We start from the raw sequence: 16,703 nt of genomic DNA, 5'->3' as shown, positions 1-16,703 counted from the left end.
GCGCTTCGATTCAGCGCCGTTTTGCCGGTTCGTTCCCGCCGCGCGGTTGGCGGCGGGGGCGGCGGAGTCTGAAAGGGGCGGCGTCCAGCCGTCCCTTTTTTGTTCCGGTGATTTTCCTTTTCTGGCCCGTTGAGGCGCGACAAGCACGCAGATGGTTCTGAAGAATCTGATCAAGGCGAAAACGGGGCAGCCCGAGCGACTGACGGACGACGAGCGGCTCGCACGCTCGGGCCTGCTGGCGGGGCTGGAAGCGCTGCCGACGGTCGTGATCGTGCTCGACCGCAAGACGCTGCGGATCGCGTTCGCGAACCCGTCGGCGGAGGCGATGCTCGACATCTCGCGCCGGCAGCTCGCACAGCGGCCGTGGGGCGAGATTTTTCCGAACGCGAACGAGCTGGCGTCGACGATCACTGCGATCGGCGAGGAACGCTTTCACGCGACGCACCTCGATACCGTGCTCGACCGGCCCGGCCGCGAACCGCTGCACGTGCATGCGATCGTCGGCTTCCTCGAGACCTCGCCCGATTTCGTGCTCGTCGAGCTGTTCGAGAACGAACGGCAGTCGCGCACCGATCGCGAGGAGCGCATCCACGACCTGACCGCGGTCAACAAGCAGTTGATCCGCAACCTCGCGCACGAGATCAAGAATCCGCTCGGCGGCATTCGCGGCGCAGCCCAGCTGCTCGAATTCGAGCTCGGCGAGCGCGAGCGCGGCGAGTTGCGCGAATACACGCAGGTGATCATCAAGGAGTCCGACCGCCTGCAGACGCTCGTCGACCGGTTGCTGGAGCCGCACCGGCACCCGCACATCGTCGGCGACGTGAACATTCATGAAGTATGCGAACGCGTGCGCGCGGTGATGCTCGCGGAATTCCCGCGCGGGCTCACGATCGAGCGCGACTACGACGTGAGCGTGCCGGACCTGCGTGGCGACAAGGAGCAACTGATCCAGGCGTTGCTCAACATCGTGCGCAACGCCGCACAGGCGCTGCGCGAACGGATCGCGCAGGGCGACGCGAAGATCGAGCTGCGCACGCGCATCGCGCGCAAGGTGACGATCGCGAAGCGCCTGTACCGGCTGGCACTGGACTTGCACGTGATCGACAACGGGCCCGGCATCCCGGAAGAAATCCGCGACCGGATCTTCTACCCGCTCGTGTCCGGGCGCGACGATGGCAGCGGTCTCGGCCTGACGCTCGCGCAGACGTTCGTGCAGCAGCATGACGGGATGATCGAGGTCGAAAGCCGGCCCGGACGTACCGAATTTCAGATCCTGCTGCCGCTCGACCATTGAGCGGCGGCATGGCGATTCACCAGATTCACCAATATCTGACCGACCTATGAAGCCGATCTGGATAGTAGACGACGACCAATCGATCCGCTGGGTGCTCGAAAAGGCGCTCGCCCGGGACAGCTTCGCGACGAAGAGCTTCGCGAACGTGCGTGATGCGCTGGCCGCGCTCGACCACGAGACACCGCAGGTGCTCGTATCCGACATCCGGATGCCGGGCGGCTCGGGCCTCGAGTTGCTGCAGGCGATGCACGAGCGCCTGCCGGGCCTGCCCGTCATCATCATGACGGCGTTCTCCGATCTCGACAGCGCCGTCGCGGCGTTCCAGGGCGGCGCGTTCGAATATCTCGCGAAGCCGTTCGACGTCGACAAGGCGGTCGAGCTGATCCGCCGCGCCGTCGAGGAAAGCCTGCGCGGCGGCGCGCCGCAGGACGAGCGCGTGGCCGAGGCGCCCGAGATGCTCGGCCAGGCGCCCGCGATGCAGGACATGTTCCGCGCGATCGGCCGCCTGTCGCATTCGGCCGCGACCGTGCTGATCACCGGCGAATCGGGCACCGGCAAGGAGCTCGTCGCGCGTGCGCTGCACCGTCACAGCCCGCGTGCGAACGGGCCGTTCATCGCGCTGAACACCGCGGCGATTCCTAAGGATCTGCTCGAATCCGAGCTGTTCGGCCATGAGCGCGGCGCGTTCACCGGCGCGCAGACCACACGGCAGGGCCGCTTCGAGCAGGCCGAGAACGGCACGCTGTTCCTCGACGAAATCGGCGACATGCCGTTCGACCTGCAGACGCGCCTGTTGCGCGTGCTGTCGGACGGGCAGTTCTATCGGGTCGGCGGGCACAACCCGCTGCGCGCGAACGTGCGCGTGATCGCCGCGACGCACCAGAATCTCGAATCGCGCGTGCGCCAGGGGCTGTTCCGCGAGGACCTTTACCACCGGCTCAACGTGATCCGGCTGCGCCTGCCGCCGCTGCGCGAACGCAGCGAGGACATCGCGCTGCTCACGCGCCACTTCCTGCAGAAGAGTGCGCGCGATCTCGGCGTCGAGCCGAAGCGCGTGTCCGACGAGGCGCTGGCTTACCTCACGTCGCTCGCGTTTCCCGGCAACGTGCGCCAGCTCGAGAACCTCGCGAACTGGCTGACCGTGATGGCGCCCGCGCAGACGGTCGAGATCAAGGACCTGCCGCCCGACCTCGTGCCGGCCGGTGCGCCGGTCGTCACCGCGGGCGACGGTGTGGACGCACACGTCGGTGGCGGCGATGCGGCGCTCTCGGCATCGCTGACCGGTGCGGCACCGGTGGCGTCCACGCCCGTTGCGGCCGCGCCGAACGGCAGCGCGCCGGCCGGCTATCCGCTGTGGGAGCACGGCCTGCGCACCGAGGTTGCACGGCTGTTGCGCGAGAACTCGGCCGACGTGATGGACGAACTTGCACGCCGCTTCGAGGCGGCCGTGATTCGCGAGGCGCTCGACTTCACGCGCGGCCGCAAGGTCGAGGCCGCGGAGCGGCTCGGCATCGGCCGCAACACGATCACGCGCAAGATCCAGGAACTCCATCTGGAGCCCTGAGCACGATTTCGCGGCATGCGCGGGCATCGCGCATGCCGCGATCGGACATAATCGCGGTTTGCACGTCGTTTGCCATTCCGCCGATCCTCAATGTCCGATTCCTTCCGCTGGCCCGCCGGGGCCGACCCGTTCCGTTTCCTCGAAGCGCTCGACAGCAAGCGCGCCCGCACGTGGGTCGACGAGCAGAATGCGCGCACGCGCGCCGCGCTGCGTGACGACGACGCGTATCGCGCGCTGACGGCGCGCCTCGCAAAGGCGTACCTGCCGCGCGAACGCCCGGTGATTCCAACCCGCTGGCGCGACTGGGCGTATGACCTGTGGCAGGACGATCTCCATCCGAAGGGGCTGTGGCGCTGCACGCGCTGGGATGACTGGCGTGCGGGCCGGCCGGCGTGGGAAACGCTGCTCGACGTCGACGCGCTCGGCGCGGAGGAGGGCGAGTCGTGGGTGTTCGAGCAGGACGCGATCCTGTATCCGGACGGCGATCGCGCGCTGCTGTCGCTGTCGCCGGGCGGTGCCGACGCGGTCGTCGTGCGCGAATTCGATCTCGTCGAACGTCGTTTCGTCGAGGGCGGCTTCACGATCGACGAGCCGGGGCATCACACGGTCGGCTGGATCGATCGCGATACCGTCTACGTGAGCTGGGATCGCGGCGAAGCGCATGCAACCGCGGCCGGCTATCCGTATGAAGCGCGGCGCTGGGTGCGCGGCACGGCGCTTGCCGATGCGCCCGTCGTCTTCCGCGGCGAACCCGACGACATCAGCGCGGGTGCGGGGTTCGATCCGACGGACAACCGCCACGTCGCGTGGCGCAGCGTCGACTTCTTCGACGCGCATGCGTACCGGCTGACCGACGCGGGCGAATGGGCGCGCTACGACGTGCCGACCCATGTCGAGGTCGGGTTCTGGGAAGGCTGGCTCGTGCTGGAGCCGCGCCTCGACTGGGATTGCGATGGCGTGCGCCACGCGGGCGGCTCGCTGTTGGCGATCCGCGAGCAGGCGTTCCTGGCCGGGTCGCGCGAACTCACGACGCTGTTCGCACCGCAACCGTCGACCTCCGCGTGCACGTGGACGCACACGCGCACGACGCTGATCGCGAGCTGGCTCGACGACGTGCACAACCGCACGATGCTGTGGCAGCCGCGGCAGGCCGACGATGGCACATGGACGTGGGATGCGCGGCCGTTCGACTGGCCGGGTGACGCGCAGATCGACGTCGAGCCCGTCGAGTCGACGCTGAACGACGAGATTTACGTGGACGTCGACACCTATCTCGATCCGCCCGAATGCTGGCTGGCCGATCTTGCCGACCGTGCGGACGATGCGTCGTCGCGCCGCGTGCTGCTCGACCGGCCGCCGGTGCAGTTCGACGCGGCGGGGCTCGTCGTGCGCCGCGCGAGCGCGCGTTCGCAAGACGGCACGATGGTGCCGTACACGCTGATCGGGCCGCGCGATGCACTCGACGTGACCGACGGCGCTGCGCGTGTCGCGCGGCCGTGCCTGCTGTCGGGCTATGGCGGTTTTGCGATCCCGAACCTGCCGGGCTACAGCGACGCGTTCGGCATCGGGTGGCTCGAGCGCGGCGGCGTGATGGCGTTCGCGCATATCCGCGGCGGTGGCGAGTTCGGGCCGCGCTGGCACGTCGATGCGCAGCGCGAACACCGCCAGCGCTCGTTCGACGATTTCATCGCGGTGGCCGAGGATCTGGCCGCGACCGGCGTGACGAGCGCCGCGCAGCTCGGTATCGAGGGCGGCAGCAACGGCGGGCTGCTGGTCGCCGCGTGCATGGTGCAGCGCCCGGAGTTGTTCGGCGCGGTGCTCTGCCGCGTGCCGCTGCTCGACATGCGGCGCTACCCGAAGCTGCACGCGGGCGCCGCGTGGCTCGACGAGTATGGCGACCCGGACGATCCGCACGAAGGTGCGGCGCTGGCCGCGTACTCGCCGTATCACTGCGTGCGCGAAGGCGCCGCATATCCGCCGTTACTGCTGACGACGTCGACGCGCGACGACCGCGTGCATCCCGCGCATGCGCGCAAGATGGCCGCACGCATGCATGCGCTCGGTCACGAACGGGTGTGGTACTGGGAGAACACCGACGGCGGCCACGGCAGCGCCGACGATCTGGAACGCGCGGAAGCCGATGCGGCGGAATTCGGGTTCCTGTGGGCCCATCTCGGGCCGGCGCCCGCGCGTCGCTGAACGCGCGGGCGGATTGGACGATCAGCCGACGACCGCGACGACGGGCGTGTGGTCGGACGGCTGTTCCCACGTGCGCGGCGTGCGATCGACCTCGCACGACGTGCAGGTCTCGGCGAGCGCCGGCGACAGTAGGATGTGGTCGATGCGCAGCCCCGCGTTGCGGCGGAAGCCCATCATCCGGTAGTCCCACCACGTGAAGGTCTTCTCCGGCTGTTCGAAGCGGCGGAACGCATCGACGAAGCCGAGTTCGATCAGCTGCGCGAAGTGCGCGCGCTCCTGCGGCGACACGAGGTTCTGGCCTTCCCATTTCGCCGGGTCGTGCACGTCGCGGTCTTCCGGTGCGATGTTGTAGTCGCCGAGTAGCGCGAGCTTCGGGTAGCGCTGCAGCTCGGTGCGCAGCCACGCCTGCAGCGCGTCGAGCCATTGCATCTTGTAGACGAACTTGTCGGAGTCGGGCGCCTGGCCGTTCGGGAAATACGCGGACACGATGCGCACGCCGTCGACCGTCGCGGCGACCACGCGCTGCTGCGGATCGTCGAAGCCGGGGATGTTGCGCACGACGTCCGCTTCGTCGACCGACAGCGTGTCACGCGCGAGGATCGCGACGCCGTTGTAGGTCTTCTGGCCCGTGAACCAGCTGCGGTAGCCGGCGGCTTCGAGATCGGCGCGCGGGAATTTCTCGTCCGGCAGCTTCAGTTCCTGCAGGCACAGCACGTCGGTGCCGCTTTGCGCGAGCCAGTCGAGCACGTGCTGCTTGCGGACGTTGAGCGAGTTGACGTTCCAGGTGGCGATTTTCATGAACGGGAGTGTGCGTGCGGGGTGAATGCGAAGGCCGCCATCTTACCGCGAGCACGCGGCGCGAACGCGCCTGTCGTGCGGGGCGAGGGCAGTGCCTCGCACCGCTGTCACGGTGGACGGAGAAGAAATTGTGACAAAAGTGTTGACGTGAGTGCTCCCTCACCCTATAATTTATTTCTCTGACGCGGGGTGGAGCAGTCTGGCAGCTCGTCGGGCTCATAACCCGAAGGTCGTAGGTTCAAATCCTACCCCCGCAACCAAGCACACCAGACGATGTGCAGCGCAAATGACCGATGCGCGCTTCGTCGACAGGAACCCGGCCTCGTGCCGGGTTTTTTGTTTTCCGGCCTCGGCACGATGTGCTGCGGTGTGCCGGCCCACGGCCGCCCGGCTCGTGCGGATTCGCCGGGCCTTGCCCCGATCAACGTATGCCGTCCCGTGCCGTGTGCTGCGCATCGTAGCTGCGCGCGAAGTCGGCGAGATCCTTCGGATACGTCAGCCGATTGCGCAGGGTGCTGTCGTCGAGCGCCAGCAGATAGGCCGCCGCTGCCGCTTCGATGGCCCAGTAGCCGAAATAGATCTTGTGACCTTTTCCCTTCGCACCGATGTCGAGATGGCCGTCGTGCCAGGTCGCGTCGTGCATCGCCGGATACCATGCGTCGAGATAGGCGGCGATATCGTCGACGCATTCGGCCTTCGTGTCGCGGTAGAAACTGAAGACGAGCGGGCGATACGGTACGTCGTGAAACCACTGGTCGACATCGAAGCGGCCTTCGAGTTCGTACGCGAGCAGGTCTTCGTACAGCGTATCGCGTGCGCGATAGGCGGGATCGAACATCGCGGCGATGCGCGGGAGCAGGTCGCGGCGATGTAGCAGGTAGCAGAAGCCGATCAGCTGCATCACGGTTTCGTAGTCTTCGATGTCGCCGAACCCGAGCGGCGGCAGGCGATCGTTCTCCTCGTGTGCGCGGCACGCGTCGGCGCAGCGCTCGTATGCCGCGATCACCGGTTCGAGCGCATCGCGCAGCAGCGTCAGGTCCATGCCGCTCGTGTACATCAGCAGAAAGCGCGGGTAGTGGCCCGAAACGAGATAGCGTGCCGCCAGCGCCTTCCGTTCGTGGTCGGTGCTGCCCACCGGTGCGACGTGTTCAGACCAGTAGGCGACGCGCTCGTCCAGATACGGCTGCAGCCAGTTGAAATAGTCCTCGCTCAGGAATCGCTGGCGCCGCGACGCGCGAAACGCATCGGAGCCGGCAGCGTCGCTGCGCAGGTCGTCGGCCGACAATCCTCCCGATGCGACGAATTCGTCGTAGGTCGCGTCACGTGGCGGCTGCTGTCGTGAGAAATAAGCGTGAGACAGGCCGCCGAAGCCGAATCCCCACACCCAGTCACGCGGCTCGTCGATCTCGAGCAGGCTTCGTACGCGTTGTGCATCGTTCGCCGTGATGCATGCCTGTATCTGCGTCCAGGTTGCGTGGCAGGATTCGCGCGCGACCGCGATGAAGTCGTCGGCGTCGGACAGCCACGACAACTCGTCGAGATCGGCCGAAAAGGCTGCGGGCCGCCCGTTCTCCGTCAGGCGAGTGGCCTGCTCTCCGAGATACCGGAGCGCGCCGTCGAACTGGCGCGCCAGCCATGGTGTCTCGCCGCGACGTGCATGCTGGCGGAGAAAGGCGGCGAGCGTGCCCAGCCGCCCGATGGCAGCGCCTGCATCGCAGGTCAGGTTGTCGGTGTCCGCGTTGCCGAATACGCGCTGATCGGCGATCGCCGCGCCTCTGGCGCCATCGGCCAGCAGGATGCGCCACAAGGTCGGAAAATGGTTGCTGGTCTCGGCGACCTGGGTCATGCGCCCGCCGTTGCCGGTGTCGCTCCGAAGGTACAGCCATGCGCGATTTCCCATTCGGCAAATCGTCCTGATCGAGGTGGGGTCGATATCCTACCAAGTCGTCCGGCGTGGCGTTTCGCGAATGCATGGTCCTGTTCGTCGACGCCTGTCCGTCGGCTGCCCGGGAACGGATCGATCAACGCATGCGTCTGGCCGCGAATCACGGTGACGCCGCCGCACGGCCGGCACATCGCGCGCGTCAGCGCGCCGCCCACTCGACCGCCGCCTTCGCATGTAGCGCGGTCGTATCGAATACCGGCAGCGGCGAGTCGTGCTCGCCGATCAGCAGCGTGATTTCCGTGCAGCCGAGGATCACGGCCTGCGCGCCTTGCTGCGCGAGTTTTTCGATGATCGTCACGTACGTCGCGCGCGATTCCGGCGAGATGATGCCGTGGCACAGCTCGTCGTAGATGATCCGGTGCACGTCGTCGCGCCCGCGTTCGTCCGGCACGAGCACCTCCATTCCGAACTTGCCGCGTAACCGCTCCGCGTAGAACGGCAGCTCCATCGTGTAGCGCGTGCCGAGCAGCGCGACGCGCTCGACGCCCGTATCGCGCAGCGCGGTGCCGGTCGGATCGGCGATGTGCAGGAACGGCAGCGTCACCGCGGCTTCGATCGCATCGCATACGCGATGCATCGTATTGGTCGTCAGCACGACGAGGTCGGCGCCGGCCGCTTCGAGCTGCCGCGCGGCGCCGGCCATCCGGTCGCCGAGCGCCGCCCAGTCGTGCGTGCGCTGCAGTGCTTCGATCTCCGCGAAATCGACCGTGACCAGCACGCTCTTCGCGTTGTGATGCCCGCCGTGCAGCGCCTTCGAATGGCGATTGATCATCCGGTAGTACTCGGCCGACGATTCCCAGCTCATTCCGCCGATCAATCCGATCGTCTTCATCCGTCACCTTTGCGTTTCGTGTATTGCGGCAGACGAGTATAGGTGCCGCGGCCCGCGCCCCGCCGGAACGATCCGCGCAAAGCGGGCCGGTACGGCGCAGCCGGGCGCGGCCGCACGCGACAGTTGAAACCGGCACTGTGTTTTTGTACAGTATCGGCACCGTGAACCCGACCATCATTCCGCCTGCCGATCCGCACGTGCCGCCGCCTGGCGACGCGCTGCCGCGCATGCGCAAGATCATTCACTGCGACTGCGACTGTTTCTACGCATCGGTCGAGATGCGAGACGACCCGTCGCTGCGCAACCGGCCGCTCGCGGTCGGCGGCCGGCCCGACCAGCGCGGCGTGATCGCGACCTGCAACTACGAGGCGCGGCGCTACGGCGTGCATTCGGCGATGTCGTCGGCGCTGGCGATGCGCAAGTGCCCGGACCTGCTGATCCTGCCGACCGCGATGGACAAGTACCGCGCGGCGTCGCGGCAGATCATGGCGATCTATCGCGACTACACGCCCGACGTCGAGCCGCTGTCGCTCGACGAGGCGTATCTCGACGTCAGCGGGTCGGAGCGGTGCCAGGGCAGTGCGACGCTGATTGCACGGGAGATCCGCCAGCGCGTGTACGACACGGTCGGCGTGACCGTGTCGGCCGGCGTCGCGCCGAACAAGTTCATCGCGAAGATCGCGTCCGACTGGAACAAGCCCGACGGGCTGTTCGTCGTGCGGCCGCACCAGATCGACGCGTTCGTCGCGGCGCTGCCGGTGCGCAAGCTGCACGGCGTCGGCAAGGTGACGGCCACGCGGCTCGACCGGCTCGGCATCCAGACCTGCGCGCAGTTGCGCGACTGGCCGCTGATCGACCTGCACCGCGAATTCGGCGCGTTCGGACGGCGGCTGTACGAACTGTCGCGCGGGATCGACGAGCGGCCCGTGCAGGCCGACCAGGAGCGCAAGTCGGTCAGCGTCGAGACGACCTACGTCACCGATCTGACGACGCTCGAACAGTGCGCGGAGGAAATCCGCCGCCTCGTCGTGCAACTCGATGGGCGAATCGCACGGGCGGGCGCCGCGCGGTCGATCCGCAAGCTGTACGTGAAGATCCGCTTCGCCGATTTCCAGCGCACGACGGTCGAGTGCGTGGCCGACGCGACGCATGCGGACACGGCCGTCACGCTGCTCGCGAAGGGGCTGCAACGCCGTGCGCAGGCGGTACGGCTGCTCGGCGTCGGCGTGCGCATCGACGAGGATACCGCCGAGCGTCACGGGCAATTCTCGCTGTTCGACGACGAAGCCGGGCACGCGGACCATGCCGACAACGCGGGCGACGCAGCCGACGAATCCCCGGCGCCATGAAAAAAGGCACCGCCGCAGCGGTGCCTTTCGATGCAGCCGGACGAACCGGACAGCGCGCGCTCAATGCGCGGGCGCGGCCATCCCGTTGTGGCGCAGCAGCGCATCGATCTGCGGCTCGCGGCCGCGGAACGCCTTGAACGATTCCATCGCCGGGCGGCTGCCGCCGACCTCGAGGATTTCACGGCGATAGCGCGTGCCGGTTGCCGCGTCGAGCACGCTGCCGCTCGCGGCAGCCGCTTCTTCGAACGCCGCGTACGCATCGGCCGACAGCACCTCGGCCCACTTGTAGCTGTAGTAGCCGGCCGCGTAGCCGCCCGCGAAGATGTGGCTGAACGTGTTCGGCCAGCGCGAGAACGCGGCTTGCGGGATCACGTGATAGCGTTCGTTGATCTCGCGCGCGAATGCGGTCACGCCGGTGGCGCCCGCCGGGTCGAAGTCGACGTGCAGCAGCATGTCGAACATCGAGAACACGATCTGGCGCAGCGTGCCGAGCCCGCTCTGGAAGTTCTTCGCGGCGATCATCTTGTCGAACAGCTCGCGCGGCAGCGCGGCGCCCGTGTCGACGTGCGACGACATCGACGACAGCACGTCCCATTCCCAGCAGAAGTTTTCCATGAACTGCGACGGCAGCTCGACGGCATCCCATTCGACGCCGTTGATGCCCGACACGCCGAGCTCGTCGACGCGCGTGAGCATGTGGTGCAGCCCGTGGCCGAATTCATGGAACAGCGTGATGACTTCGTCGTGCGTGAAGCACGCGGGCTTGCCGCCGATCGGCGCCGAGAAGTTGCAGGTGAGATAGGCGACGGGCGTTTGCACGCTGTTGCCGCGCTTCGCGCGCGAACGCGCGTCGTCCATCCACGCGCCGCCGCGCTTGCCTTCGCGCGCGTACAGGTCGAGATAGAACTGCGCGACGAGCGAGCCGTCGCGGTTCTCGACGCGGAAGAAACGCACGTCCTTGTGCCACACCGGCGCATCGTCCGGCTTGATCTGCACGCCGAACAGCGCCTCGGTGACGGTGAACAGGCCCTTCAGCGCGGCCGGTTCCGGGAAGTACTGCTTGACCTCGTTTTCCGAGAACGCGTAGCGCTGTTGGCGCAGCTTCTCGGCCGCGTACGCGACGTCCCACGGCGCGAGTTCGGCGAGGCCGAGTTCCTTCGCGGCGAACGTGCGCAGCTCGTCCCAGTCCTTGTCCGCATGCGGGCGCGCGCGCGTCGCGAGATCCTCGAGGAACGCGATCACCTGCTGCGGCGATTCGGCCATCTTCGGCGCGAGCGACACTTCGGCGAAGTTGCGGTAGCCGAGCATCTGCGCCTCTTCGCGGCGCAGCTTCAGCGCATCGGCGACGATCGCCGTGTTGTCCCATTCGGCCTTGCCGTCGCCGTACTGCGGCCCGAGTTCCGACGCGCGCGTCGCATAGGCGCGGTAGAGCGTCTCGCGCAGCGCGCGGTTGTCGGCGTATTGCAGCACCGGGAAGTACGACGGGAAGTGCAGCGTGAATTTCCAGCCGTCCTTGCCGTCCTTTTGCGCGGCTTCACGGGCGGCCTCGATCGCGTCGCCGGGCAGGCCGGCCAGTTCGGCGTCGTCCTGCACGAAGTAAGCGTACGCGTTGGTCGCGTCGAGCACGTGATCGGAGAATGCCTTCGACAACGCGGCCTGCTGTTCCTGCAGTTCGGCGAAGCGCGGCTTCTGGTCCTCGGGCAGCTCGGCGCCCGACAGGCGGAAATCGCGCAGTGCGTTGTCGAGGATCTTCTTGCGTTCGGTGGACAGCGTTGCGTATTCGGCGCTCGCGGCGATCGCCTTGTACTTCTCGTACAGCGCGAGGTTCTGGCCGACGCTCGACCAGAATTCGGTCACGCGCGGCAGGTTCTCGCCGTAGGCGGCCCGCAGTTCGGGCGTATCGGCGACCGCGTTCAGATGGCCGACGATGCCCCAGGCGCGACCGAGTGGCTCCGTCGCGTGCTCGACCGTCTCGACGATTTCTGCCCAGGTTGCCGGCGTCGCAGCCGCGCTTGCCGTTTCGACCGCGCGGTTGGCGGCATCGAGCAGCGTGTCGAGCGCGGGCGTCACGTGTTCCGGGCGGATCTCGCCGAAGCGGGGCAGGCCCGAGAAGTCGAGAAGCGGGTTGGTGTTGGCGCTGGCGGACATAAGACTCCCTGTCTGTTGCCGGATGAACCGGAGTGAAAAGGGTAAGGCGCGCAAAGCAACGCGGCGCCCGATATCGACATTATTGGGGCGCATCGCGCGCTTTCCAATCGTTAGTTTCTAACGAGGCGATTGACGCGGGGTCGAATGCGGGGCGTCGGGAGGCGCGGCCGGCGCGATGCGGCCGGCGAGGCACCGGCACGCGGAACCGCGTGCCGGTTGAACGGGCAGGGGGTCAGGCGGCTGCGTCGGCGGCGCGCTCGGCGGCTTCGATCGTATTGATCAGCAGCATCGTGATGGTCATTGGGCCGACGCCGCCCGGCACCGGCGTGATGTGGCCGGCCACTTCCTTCACGCCCGCGAAGTCGACGTCGCCGCACAGCTTGCCCGCATCGTCACGGTTCATGCCGACGTCGATCACCGTCGCGCCGGGCTTCACCATGTCGGCGGTCAGAATGTTGCGCTTGCCGACCGCGGCGACCACGACGTCGGCCTGCCGCGTGTGCGCGGCGAGGTCGCGGGTCTTGCTGTGGCAGATCGTCACGGTCGCGCCGGCGTCGAGCAGCATCATCGCCATCGGCTTGCCGACGATGTTCGAGCGGCCGATCACGACCGCGTTCGCGCCCTGCAGCGGGATGTCGTGTGCCTCGAACATCTTCATCACGCCGTACGGCGTGCACGGGCGGAACAGCGGCTTGCCGGTCATCAGCGCGCCGGCGTTCGCGATGTGGAAGCCGTCGACGTCCTTCTCCGGCGCGATCGCCTCGATCACCTTGTGACTGTCGATGTGCGCGGGCAGCGGCAGCTGGACGAGGATGCCGTGGATTTTCGGGTCGCGGTTCAGCTCGTCGATGCGTGCGAGCAGGTCGGCTTCCGACAGCGTGGCCGGGTACGCATCCTTCAGCGAGAAGAAACCGTTGTCCTCGCACGCCTTGATCTTGTTGCGCACGTAGACTTCGCTCGCCGGGTTGGCGCCGACGAGGATCACCGCGAGACCGGGCTGGTGGCCACGTGCGGTCAGGGCGGCGGCGCGTTCGGCGGCCTGTGCGCGCAGAGTCTTCGAAAGGGCGTTGCCGTCGATGAGGAGGGCTGTCATGGTGGTGGTCCTGCCGGGAAGTTGGAATGCGGGCGTGCGACGCACGAAGCGCCGCAGCAAAGCACGCAATTATACCGGTCGCTTGCTGTCGTCCGACAGCGAATGAGCGGGAAGCGTCACGGCCGCGGCGCTCGCACGCCGGGAGGAAAGGAAAGGCCGCCGCCGCGCGAGTGGGCCGCATCGCGCGGGGCGGCCGGAACAGGCCGTTACGTCATGGGCGGAAGCGCCCCGCGACCGGGCGGGCAGTGCCGCCGCGGCCGGCACGCGCTCAGGCCTGCTTCTTCGACAGCGCGAGGCGCAGCAGGTCGGCCACCGTGTTGACGTTGAGCTTTTCCATGATGTTCGCGCGGTGCGCTTCGACCGTCTTGATGCTGATGCCGAGATCGTCGGCGATCTGCTTGTTCAGGCGGCCTGCGATGATCCGTTCGAGCACCTGTTGCTCGCGCGCGGTCAGCTTCGACAGGCGTTCGCTCGCGGCACGCTGTTCCTGGACGCTCTTGCTTTCGCTTCGGGCCTTGTCGAGCATCCGCTCGACGAGCTTGCGCAGCTCGGCTTCGTCGAACGGTTTCTCGATAAAGTCCATCGCACCCTTTTTCATCGTCGAGACAGCCATCGGCACGTCGCCGTGACCCGTGACGAAGATGATCGGCAGCGCGGCATTGTCGGCGATCAGGCGTTCCTGCAGTTCGAGACCGCTCATGCCCGACATCCGCACATCGAGGATCAGACATGCGATCTGGCCGGCCTGCTGCGCCGGCTGATACGCATCGAGGAATTGCTCGGCGCTCGAGAAGCATTGCACGCGATAGCCGTTCGCCTCCAGCAGCCAGCGCAGCGAGTCCCGTACGGCCTCGTCGTCGTCGACGACGAAGACGGTTTCCTGAGTGGTGGTGACAGGGCTATTCATAGTTCTCCCGTAACGGTGTGTGATGCCGATGCCTCGCGCCCCCCTCGGCCGAGATCAGCGGGTTCCCCAATGGGCAGGCTGCAGTGGAACGTCGCGCCGGAAATGCGGCCATCCGGCTCGACGTTATTGACCACCCACAGACGCCCCCGATGCGATTCGATGATCGAACGGCAGATGTTCAGCCCCATGCCCATGCCATCGGACTTGGTGCTGTAAAACGGTTCGAACAGGCGTTCGGCGGTCGCTTCGTCGACGCCCGGACCCTGGTCGATCACGCGGATGTCGACGAATCCCGCATCGATGTCGGCGACGACGCGGATCACGCCGTCCGCCGACGCCGGCTTCACGTCGGCCATCGCCTCGGCCGCGTTCTTCATCAGGTTCATCAGCACCTGCTCGATCAGCACGGGGTCGACATAAATAATAGGCATTCTTGCGAGGATTTCCGTGACGATCCGGATCCTGCGCTTCCTGGCCTCGATTTCGGCAAGCCCGACCGCGTCGGCGACGATGTCCGCAACCCGCGCCGGCTGGCGCTTCGGCTCGCTGCGCTTCACGAATTCGCGGATCCGCTTGACGATCATCCCCGCGCGCAGCGCCTGCTGCGCGGTCTTTTCCAGCGCGGGCTGCAGCGTCTCCGGCGTGCCGCGGCCGCTCTTGACGAGTGCGAGCGTGCCCGAGCAGTAGTTGTTGATCGCGGCGAGCGGCTGGTTCAATTCGTGAGCAATCGACGACGCCATTTCACCCATCGTCATCAATCGGCTCGTGAACTGCAGCTTCTCTTCCTGCTGGTGCGCGAGTTCCTGTGCCTTCTTGCGGGTCGTGATGTCGGTCGCGATCTGCATCTGCGCGAGGTGGCCGTCCACCCACTGGATGTACTGGCGGCGCACCTCGAACCACTTCTGGATGCTCTCGACGTACACCTCCTGCGCGTCCGCCGTGCTGCTCGTCAGCGCGGCGGCCGGCAGGCCCGCGAACGCATCGACCATGTCGATCGAGTCGGACGATGCCTGTGCGCGGTCGAAGCCGCCGCCCGACAGTTCGAGATGGCCGTCCGGGCGGATGCCGAACAGGTGGCGGTAGTAGCGGTTCGCGAACAGCAGCTCGGCCTCGTCGGCGGCCAGCACCGACACCGCGGCATCGAGGCTTTCGAGCACCGTCGTGAAGCGCTCGTGCGCAGCCGCGAGTTCCTCGCGCGCGCGCTTCGGTTCGGTGATGTCGGTCATCGATGACATCCAGCCGGTCTGGCGGCCGGAGCTGTCGATCAGCGGCGACACATACAGGCGCGCATGGAACAGCGTGCCGTTCTTGCGCCGCACGCGCAGCTCGAAGCCCGAGCTCGGTGCCTTGCCGCGCAGCGTCATGTCGAGCTGGCGCTGCATTTCCGGGTAAGCGTCGCGCGGCCAGTACGGGAACGGCGCGACCTTGCCGACGAGGTCGGTTTCGTCCCAGCCCGTCATCCGGCAGAACGCGGGGTTCACGTGCGTGATGCGGCCGTGCATGTCGAGCACGCGCATGCCGATCAGCACCGAGTTTTCCATCGCGCGGCGGAAGAACGCTTCGGCGTACAGCGCCTGCTGCGCCTCGAAGCGCTGGCGCGTGTGCTTCCACAGGCTCCAGAGGCTCCACAGCACGAAGCACGACAGGCCCGCCACGAGCCACACGAGCGTGTTGTTGGTCAGGTTGGTGAGTTGCGGGAAAGCGTACACGCGCACGGTCAGCCCCTGGCCGGGCGGATCGAGCGGCAGGTCGTAATGCGAGTCGCGCGGCAGGCGCGGGCGCGTCGACGTGGACGACAGCTCGCGGTTGTTCGCGTCGGTGATCGAGATCTTGTACTTCGACGACAGTTCCTGCGGGATGTCGTGCTTCAGGATGCCTTCGACCGAGAACACCGCGGCGATCGAGCCGAGGTACTCGCGGTCGCCGCGCATCACAGGCGTCTGCAGCGTGATGAAGCCGTTGCCGAAGTCGTCGTAGATCAGCGGCGAATAGGCCTGGCGGCGCGTGCCGCGCGCTTCGTCGTAGGCGCCGCGCACGGCGTCCTGCATCTGCGCTTCGCCGGGCTTCGCGAGCCGCTGGCCGAGCAGCGGCGGATGCACGGTCGGCCAGCGCTGCACGCCGGGCGACGTGTACCAGTTCAGGTAGAGGATTTCCGGATGCGTTTGCATCACGTCAGCGACGGCCATCTGGAACGCGTTCTGGTCGAGGCGGCCGGACGCGAGATCGCGCGACAGCGCCTGAAGCTGTTCCTGCGCGCCCGTCATCGACAGGCGGATCTGCTGCTGGGCCCACGCGACGTTACGGAAGAGGGTGTCTTCCTGCTGCTGCTGTTCGCGGCGATTGAGGCTCCACAGGATGAGGCTCATCACCACCAGGAACACGAGGATCGACAGCAGTGGCGTCAGCAAATAGGAATTGGACCACCACGGTCCGTGGTGCCAACGGGACGGCTGCGACTCCGCCGGCGGGCCCGACGGTCGCGCCGAGCGTGCGAAAAGCCGATCGGTCAACATGGCAGGATTGTAGCGCAGCGCAATACATGGAAAACCTATACCGGATATGTTGAACGGAAAC

11 protein-coding genes and 1 tRNA gene are annotated in these 16,703 nt (G+C 67.1%); 5 read left to right on the top strand and 7 right to left on the bottom strand.

Annotated features, from left to right (window positions below; all coding sequences use genetic code 11):
• Positions 1-151: 151 nt before the first annotated feature.
• From glnL to HAV18_RS23170, 3 genes are all read left to right on the top strand, one after another.
• On the top strand, positions 152-1,294 hold the full coding sequence (gene glnL / locus HAV18_RS23180) for a nitrogen regulation protein NR(II) (protein ID WP_166960338.1): 1,143 nt from the start codon (positions 152-154) through the stop codon (positions 1,292-1,294).
• A gap of 46 nt (positions 1,295-1,340) precedes the next feature.
• The gene (gene ntrC / locus HAV18_RS23175; protein ID WP_166960335.1) at positions 1,341-2,858 is read left to right on the top strand and encodes a nitrogen regulation protein NR(I); all 1,518 of its coding nucleotides are present in this window, start codon (positions 1,341-1,343) and stop codon (positions 2,856-2,858) included.
• A gap of 90 nt (positions 2,859-2,948) precedes the next feature.
• On the top strand, positions 2,949-5,057 hold the full coding sequence (locus tag HAV18_RS23170) for a prolyl oligopeptidase family protein (protein WP_166960332.1): 2,109 nt from the start codon (positions 2,949-2,951) through the stop codon (positions 5,055-5,057).
• 21 nt (positions 5,058-5,078) lie between these two features.
• On the opposite strand, the gene xth is transcribed toward HAV18_RS23170, so the two are convergent.
• A complete protein-coding gene (gene xth, locus HAV18_RS23165; RefSeq protein ID WP_166960329.1) occupies positions 5,079-5,855 on the bottom strand; it encodes an exodeoxyribonuclease III in 777 nt (258 codons plus the stop codon).
• A gap of 183 nt (positions 5,856-6,038) precedes the next feature.
• Here xth and HAV18_RS23160 point away from each other — a divergent pair.
• Positions 6,039-6,115, top strand: a tRNA-Met gene (locus tag HAV18_RS23160).
• 161 nt (positions 6,116-6,276) lie between these two features.
• Here HAV18_RS23160 and HAV18_RS23155 read toward each other — a convergent pair.
• Positions 6,277-7,701, bottom strand: coding sequence for a PoNe immunity protein domain-containing protein (locus tag HAV18_RS23155; protein ID WP_166960326.1), 1,425 nt, complete (start codon positions 7,699-7,701; stop codon positions 6,277-6,279).
• Between the two features lie 238 nt (positions 7,702-7,939).
• Positions 7,940-8,632 (bottom strand): aspartate/glutamate racemase family protein, encoded by a 693-nt coding sequence (locus tag HAV18_RS23150; RefSeq protein WP_166960323.1) that lies wholly within the window; start codon positions 8,630-8,632, stop codon positions 7,940-7,942.
• 137 nt (positions 8,633-8,769) lie between these two features.
• Between HAV18_RS23150 and dinB the strand changes: the two genes are divergently transcribed.
• Complete coding sequence (gene dinB, locus HAV18_RS23145; RefSeq protein WP_166960320.1) at positions 8,770-9,981, top strand: DNA polymerase IV; 1,212 nt, start codon at positions 8,770-8,772, stop codon at positions 9,979-9,981.
• 60 nt (positions 9,982-10,041) lie between these two features.
• Here the strand turns inward: dinB and HAV18_RS23140 are convergent, their stop codons facing one another.
• The 4 genes from HAV18_RS23140 to fixL form a co-directional block, all read right to left on the bottom strand.
• Positions 10,042-12,129 (bottom strand): M3 family metallopeptidase, encoded by a 2,088-nt coding sequence (locus HAV18_RS23140; protein WP_166960307.1) that lies wholly within the window; start codon positions 12,127-12,129, stop codon positions 10,042-10,044.
• A gap of 232 nt (positions 12,130-12,361) precedes the next feature.
• Entirely contained in the window at positions 12,362-13,222 is an 861-nt protein-coding gene (gene folD / locus HAV18_RS23135; protein ID WP_060063379.1) for a bifunctional methylenetetrahydrofolate dehydrogenase/methenyltetrahydrofolate cyclohydrolase FolD, read from the bottom strand.
• Between the two features lie 268 nt (positions 13,223-13,490).
• Positions 13,491-14,129: an oxygen response regulator transcription factor FixJ gene (gene fixJ, locus HAV18_RS23130; protein WP_006493245.1), complete on the bottom strand. Its 639-nt coding sequence runs from the start codon at positions 14,127-14,129 to the stop codon at positions 13,491-13,493.
• Entirely contained in the window at positions 14,126-16,642 is a 2,517-nt protein-coding gene (gene fixL / locus HAV18_RS23125; RefSeq protein WP_166960304.1) for an oxygen sensor histidine kinase FixL, read from the bottom strand. Before fixL ends, fixJ begins: the two co-directional genes overlap by 4 nt.
• Positions 16,643-16,703 lie beyond the last annotated feature (61 nt).

The organism is Burkholderia sp. D-99, assembly GCF_011605345.1.
Taxonomy (GTDB): domain Bacteria; phylum Pseudomonadota; class Gammaproteobacteria; order Burkholderiales; family Burkholderiaceae; genus Burkholderia.
Note: the sequence above shows the minus strand (reverse complement) of the source record. Positions and strands in the feature narration are given on the sequence as shown.

Coding starts and splice junctions, on each gene's coding strand:
- fixL (WP_166960304.1), bottom strand. CDS start 16,642: ATGTTGACCGATCGGCTTTTCGCACGCTCGGCGCGACCGTCGGGCCCG.
- xth (WP_166960329.1), bottom strand. CDS start 5,855: ATGAAAATCGCCACCTGGAACGTCAACTCGCTCAACGTCCGCAAGCAG.
- HAV18_RS23155 (WP_166960326.1), bottom strand. CDS start 7,701: ATGACCCAGGTCGCCGAGACCAGCAACCATTTTCCGACCTTGTGGCGC.
- HAV18_RS23150 (WP_166960323.1), bottom strand. CDS start 8,632: ATGAAGACGATCGGATTGATCGGCGGAATGAGCTGGGAATCGTCGGCC.
- folD (WP_060063379.1), bottom strand. CDS start 13,222: ATGACAGCCCTCCTCATCGACGGCAACGCCCTTTCGAAGACTCTGCGC.
- glnL (WP_166960338.1), top strand. CDS start 152: ATGGTTCTGAAGAATCTGATCAAGGCGAAAACGGGGCAGCCCGAGCGA.
- ntrC (WP_166960335.1), top strand. CDS start 1,341: ATGAAGCCGATCTGGATAGTAGACGACGACCAATCGATCCGCTGGGTG.
- fixJ (WP_006493245.1), bottom strand. CDS start 14,129: ATGAATAGCCCTGTCACCACCACTCAGGAAACCGTCTTCGTCGTCGAC.
- HAV18_RS23140 (WP_166960307.1), bottom strand. CDS start 12,129: ATGTCCGCCAGCGCCAACACCAACCCGCTTCTCGACTTCTCGGGCCTG.
- HAV18_RS23170 (WP_166960332.1), top strand. CDS start 2,949: ATGTCCGATTCCTTCCGCTGGCCCGCCGGGGCCGACCCGTTCCGTTTC.